The sequence below is a fragment of the uncultured Cyclobacterium sp. genome, from assembly GCF_963976465.1.
Classification (GTDB): Bacteria; Bacteroidota; Bacteroidia; order Cytophagales; family Cyclobacteriaceae; genus Cyclobacterium.
In genome coordinates this window covers 1-5,374 of the sequence record NZ_CAXBOC010000410.1, presented here as the reverse complement: position 1 = coordinate 5,374, position 5,374 = coordinate 1, and the positions used below count along the sequence as shown (strand labels likewise).

Genomic DNA, 5,374 nt, shown 5'->3' with positions numbered 1-5,374 from the left:
AGAAAAAATGAACTTTGGAAGATGGAATTTGTTCCTTTACCCAGTTAATTAAACTTGGGTAAACCCCCTCGTCAGTAGTTAAAACGGGAGGCCATTTCTCCTTGTCCCTTTCCCAATCATTGTCATAAACGCCGTGTTGCAATGGCCCCACACCGGTAAGCATTGCTGTCCAGTTTGGAGAACTGTTGGTTGGGAGTAAACAACGAGAAAACGGAGCCATGGCTCCGTTTTCCGTCATCTTATTCATATTGGGAGTAGAAGCCTTCTGGAAACCTCTCGATCCGAATGCATCCAGCCCGATTAAAATGATATGTTTAACCTTCTGAGTAGACTGTTCGGGTTCGCTACAGGAAAAGCCAATAATCGAAGCAACTGTTAACAAGAAAAAAATACCAGGTAATCTACTGATAAGTTTCATTTATTGGTTGATAAGAGAAAATAATAATTCAGGTTCGTCAGTAGAAATAAATTCCACATTTTGATCCATTAACCATTTCATATCATCTTCCTTGTTGACCGTCCAGACATTAACAGTTAAACCAAGGTCCTGGGCTTCTTTGATCCATTGAGGGTTTTCTTTCACTTTTTTGATATTATAATCGAAGCCAAAAAAACCGTCATCTTTTAGCTCTTGGGGCGTTTTGTCACCCGTAAGGTAGGCTACATTTGCCTCGGGGTCCAAAGAGATAACTTTTAGTCCCATTTCATAACCAAAAGTGATATAATCTACCCATTTTTCAGCGCCTAATTTTTTAACAATGGCGACAGATTTTTCTGCCAATTCAATTCCTCTTTCTTTAGATACTCTCGAAGGCTTTATCTCAAAGATGAGCTTGGTTTTATTTTGTTTCATACCATAGGTCAAATACTCTTCTACGGTAGGAATTTTTTCCCCATTAGGCAAAGGTTTTTCCAAAAGCTCAGCATAGGTGGTTTCCTCTATTTCCATTCCATGGTGGTCTGCATCATGGTTTACTACCAGGATTCCGTCTGAAGTCATCCAGACATCGAACTCTGATCCGGTGCAGCCCAAGTCAAAAGCCTCCTGCAGTGAAGCCAGAGAATTTTGAGGATGAGGGCTAGTTTTCCAAGCCCCTCTGTGGGCGATTACTTGGTTGTTATTAAACTCCATACTTTGGTTGGTGCAAGAAAAAAGGCATGCACATATGCCTATAATCAATAGAAAATATTTTGACATCTAACTGTAGTTATTGTTTTTATTGCAATATTCTAAAAGTTAATGCAATCCACAACCCTTCAATAAAATTTATCATTAAAATAATATGGAGTTTGTATTAAAAAGTTGGCATTAATTGAAATTAGCAAAAAATATTAGTCCCACATGCCTGTAGGGACAATCTCTAAGACATGTCCGAAAGGATCTTCAAAATAAAAACTGCTGATGTCTTTTTTCCATTCCTGTTGATGGGTAATGGTTATACCCTTGTCACTTAATTTTTTCTTAATCTCTAAATAATCTTTATGTTCCACTTCAAAAGCAATGTGCTGCTTGCCATAGGCAAAATGTGGCGGCAAATTGCTGTCATGCTTAGTTATTTCAAGTAAGAAGCAAAGCAAGACACTGTCTCCACATCTGAAAAAAACATGTCTCTGATCCTCTTTAGAAATTAATGGCATTTCTAATATTTGATGATAAAACCTTTCAGCTAGATCTAAATCATCTACGTAGAGACATGTTTCCTTTATCCTGGTGTATGAGATCATTCCAAGTGAATCTTTGACTAACCGTTATTTTCTAAGTAAAATGATTTTAAAATGTATTGCAATTGCTCGTATTCTATAAGGAAGGCATCATGCCCATATATTGAGGATATTTCCCTGTAGGTTCCTTTTGGTACATGTTTGCTGATATATCTGGATTCTTCACTTGTAAATAAGATGTCCGTATCAACTCCAATTGAAAGTACTTTACATTTAATTTTTGAAAGGGCAACGGGTGTTCCACCTCGCCTTCTTCCGATGTCGTGGCTGTCCATGGCTTTGGATAGAATCCAATAAGACAGCGCATTAAATCGATTGGCCAATTTTAGCCCTTGGTACCTTAGGTAACTGCTTATTTTAAAATCATCCCTTTTCTCCTCTGTTTCGCTTTGGTTTTGCAGGAAAGTCATGGGATGTCTATAACTCAACATGCCTATGGCCCTAGCTGTTTCCAGGCCTTTCTTGCCAGCTTCAGGATGTGGTTTTCCCCAAGAGCTATCCGATTCTATGGCCATCCTTTGGGTTTCATTAAAACCAATAATCCAAGGTGAAGCCTTGGCATTGGAAGCCACGATTATGGCATTCTCAAGCTTGTCTCCTAATGAAACTGCCCATTCTAAACCTACTTGACCACCTAAAGAACCTCCAATTACCGTATTGATTTTTTCCAATCCCAGGTGTATTCTTAATTTATCCAATCCCGCTGCAATATCCCTCGTGGTAATATTGGGAAAGTCATAATAATAAGGATCCCCACTTTTAGGGTTATTGCTTAAAGGTTGGGTAGAGCCATAACAGGAACCAAGAAAATTGGCACAGACAATGAAATATTTGGAAGGATCAAAAAACTTGTCCTCTCCAATTAATCCTGACCACCATTCATGAGGGTTGGCATCACCGGTTAAGGCATGCAGGACCCAAATAACATTGTCTTTGTTTGCGTTTAATTGGCCTTGGGTCGTAAAACTCAATTGAAACTCCGGAATTGATTCTCCGGACTCCAAAAGTAATGCTTCCTGGCAATAGAAAATCTCCTGGGTCATTTCAATAGTCAAATGCGGCGATTGAAGGTTCATTTTAATAATTTTAAATTTTGTCGAAAGCGGCCGATAGGTCGGCTTTCACATCTTCAATGTGTTCTATACCTGAAGAAAGTCTTAACAATGTTGGCGTTACCCCGGCGGCTAATTGGGCGTCATCAGAAAGTTGCTGATGAGTAGTGGCTGAAGGTTGAATGATCAAAGTTTTGGCATCACCTACATTGGCCACATGTGAGATTAATTCCAGATTATTAATAAAATTGGAAGCTGTTTCTTTTTCCCCTACAATTTCAAAGCTTAAGACTCCCCCAAATCCATTCGTAAGGTATTTTTTCGCCGTTTCGTGATAAGGGCTATTAGTTAAGCCCGGGTAATTAACTGATTTCACTTTAGGGTGTGCTTCCAACCATTTCGCCAATTCCAAGGCATTATCTACAGTTCTTTGAACACGAAGAGAAAGGGTTTCTAATCGCTGAAGCAGTTGGAAAGAGTTGAATGGACTGATGGCAGGACCAAAATCTCTTAGACCTTCTACCCTTACTCGGATAGCGAAGGCAATATTTGGCAAGCCTAAGGGATTATTATCGCCAAAAGTTTCCCAGAAATTAAGTCCATGGTATCCTTCAGAAGGTTCAGAGAATTGTGGAAATTTACCATTACCCCAATTGTAATTTCCTCCATCTACGATTACGCCACCAATAGAAGTACCATGGCCACCTATCCATTTGGTTGCAGAAGAGGTTACAATATTAGCACCATGCTTGATGGGCTGACATAGATATCCTCCGGCACCAAAGGTATTGTCAACTACTAAAGGAATATCATGTTTTTTGGCCAATGCTGCAATTGCTTCAAAATCCGGAACGTTGAATTCAGGGTTTCCAATTGTCTCCACATAGATGGCTTTGGTTTTATCATTGATTTCTGCAGCCAGATCATCTGCCTTGTCGGATTTAGCAAATCTAGCTTCAATACCTATTCTTTTGAATGAAACCTTAAATTGATTGTAAGATCCGCCATAAAGAAAAGGAGAGGTAACAAAGTTATCGCCTACGCTTAGGAAGTTGTTTAAAGCTAAAAATTGTGCGGCTTGGCCAGAAGCTGTAGCCACTGCTGCAACACCACCTTCTAATGCTGCCACCCTTTTCTCAAATACATCTGAGGTTGGGTTCATTATCCTGGTATAGATGTTTCCAAATTCTTTTAAGGCAAATAAATTGGCACCATGTTCTGCAGAATTGAATACATAAGAGGTGGTTTGATAAATAGGAACAGCTCTAGAATTGGTAGATGGGTCTGCTTCTTGTCCTCCGTGGACTTGCAATGTTTCGAAACGATAATTTTTAGACATGTTTTTTATGTTTTAGGTTTGTTATCAATTCTGATTATTTTTTCTGTAGGAAAAACCAGCATAAGCTAAACGCACTTTGGCCGGTTTGGATTTCTATTTAAATAGAAATCAAATAGCTGTTGAAAGCTTCTGGGGTTTTTATCCTTTATTGAATGGTGTATGGAGCTCATATATAAGTTTTGAATTTATATTCCCAGATGTAACCAATTTCATCTGGCAGGAATTGGCACCTTGGATTTTCCAGGTTGCCAGAGGGTCAACGAGCCTGTCTCTTGCCTCTTCTATATAAATCCTAACTACTTCAGAAAAAGTAAAAGGATTGTACAAAATAAAGCCACATTGTCAAATTTTCCAATAGTTGTCAATGATTTTTTCTTTTTAAATGCAAACAAGTCAAATAATCAGTGAATTAGCAGTGCTTTTACTACCGTATTATTATTTAAAAGAAAAACAATTTATCAAATGACTCAATGTGTTGGAAATGCTTCCTTCCATTTATTCAAATAAATAATAAGAAGTTGATAATAATTTTAACTCTGTTATCTGACTTGTTTTAAAGTTTTTTAACAAACGGTTCTAGGTTTATTTCGTTGCATGTATTGTCAAGTAGATGGGCAGGTTTTAATGTCCAGCTTCAAAATAAACCAACAAAAGGATAATCTTACCGTAAAAGTTTTTGAAATTTGTAACAAACTTAATCTTTGGTACCTTACATTCTTGGTTTTTAGAGCGGGTGATCGTAAAGCATGCCTTTTAAATTTATATATACATTTCAAATTCTATGGAAAGAAATTTCAAAACGTATTTTTGTGCATTTTTACTGGGAATTTTTCTCAGTGGTTATGGGTCTATTTATGCATTTTCAGGTGAGGTCTATTTAAAAGACAGCCTTAAAACGCCTGATAACTGGTTTTTACTGGATCCTATAGATGATGGGATTATGGGTACCGGTACAGAAAAAGCCTATGAAAAATTACTACAGGGGAAATCTCCAAAAACTACGATCGTGGTAGCGGTTATTGATTCCGGAATCGACATAGATCATGAAGATCTTCAGGGTAAAATATGGATCAATGAGGATGAAATTGCCGGAAATGGTATTGATGATGATAATAACGGCTATGTAGATGATGTACATGGCTGGAATTTTATTGGAGGAGCCGATGGTTCGCAGATAGACAATGATTCTCATGAATTGACTAGAGAATACGTAAGGTTAAAGGCCATTTACGGAGACTTGGATAAGGAAGATGTGAAGCGA

General features: G+C 37.9%; 5 protein-coding genes, 1 pseudogene and 1 riboswitch. Of the genes and pseudogenes, 1 reads left to right on the top strand and 5 read right to left on the bottom strand.

Annotated elements, in window-relative coordinates; genetic code table 11:
* The 5 genes from AAC037_RS19090 to AAC037_RS19070 all read right to left on the bottom strand — a co-directional run.
* On the bottom strand, positions 1–418 hold a 418-nt coding region (locus AAC037_RS19090), incomplete at its 3' end, for an alkaline phosphatase family protein (RefSeq protein WP_339904840.1).
* A complete protein-coding gene (locus AAC037_RS19085) occupies positions 419–1,198 on the bottom strand; it encodes a glycerophosphodiester phosphodiesterase family protein (RefSeq protein ID WP_339904839.1) in 780 nt (259 codons plus the stop codon). It abuts the gene before it with no gap.
* Between the two features lie 134 nt (positions 1,199–1,332).
* A complete protein-coding gene (locus tag AAC037_RS19080) occupies positions 1,333–1,722 on the bottom strand; it encodes a VOC family protein (protein WP_339904841.1) in 390 nt (129 codons plus the stop codon).
* A gap of 20 nt (positions 1,723–1,742) precedes the next feature.
* The gene (metX, locus tag AAC037_RS19075; protein ID WP_339904838.1) at positions 1,743–2,798 is read right to left on the bottom strand and encodes a homoserine O-acetyltransferase; all 1,056 of its coding nucleotides are present in this window, start codon (positions 2,796–2,798) and stop codon (positions 1,743–1,745) included.
* A 10-nt stretch (positions 2,799–2,808) separates the two neighbouring features.
* Complete coding sequence (locus tag AAC037_RS19070) at positions 2,809–4,113, bottom strand: O-acetylhomoserine aminocarboxypropyltransferase/cysteine synthase (RefSeq protein WP_339904836.1); 1,305 nt, start codon at positions 4,111–4,113, stop codon at positions 2,809–2,811.
* Positions 4,114–4,295: 182 nt separating this feature from the next.
* Positions 4,296–4,405, bottom strand: a riboswitch (SAM riboswitch).
* Positions 4,406–4,894: 489 nt separating this feature from the next.
* On the opposite strand from AAC037_RS19070, the pseudogene AAC037_RS19065 reads away from it, so the two are divergent.
* A pseudogene (locus tag AAC037_RS19065) lies at positions 4,895–5,374 on the top strand (peptidase S8); the annotation flags it as partial.

What these genes read in the sequence shown, in the direction of transcription:
- metX (WP_339904838.1), bottom strand. Translation starts at nt 2,798, where the DNA reads ATGAACCTTCAATCGCCGCATTTGACTATTGAAATGACCCAGGAGATT.
- AAC037_RS19070 (WP_339904836.1), bottom strand. Translation starts at nt 4,113, where the DNA reads ATGTCTAAAAATTATCGTTTCGAAACATTGCAAGTCCACGGAGGACAA.
- AAC037_RS19085 (WP_339904839.1), bottom strand. Translation starts at nt 1,198, where the DNA reads ATGTCAAAATATTTTCTATTGATTATAGGCATATGTGCATGCCTTTTT.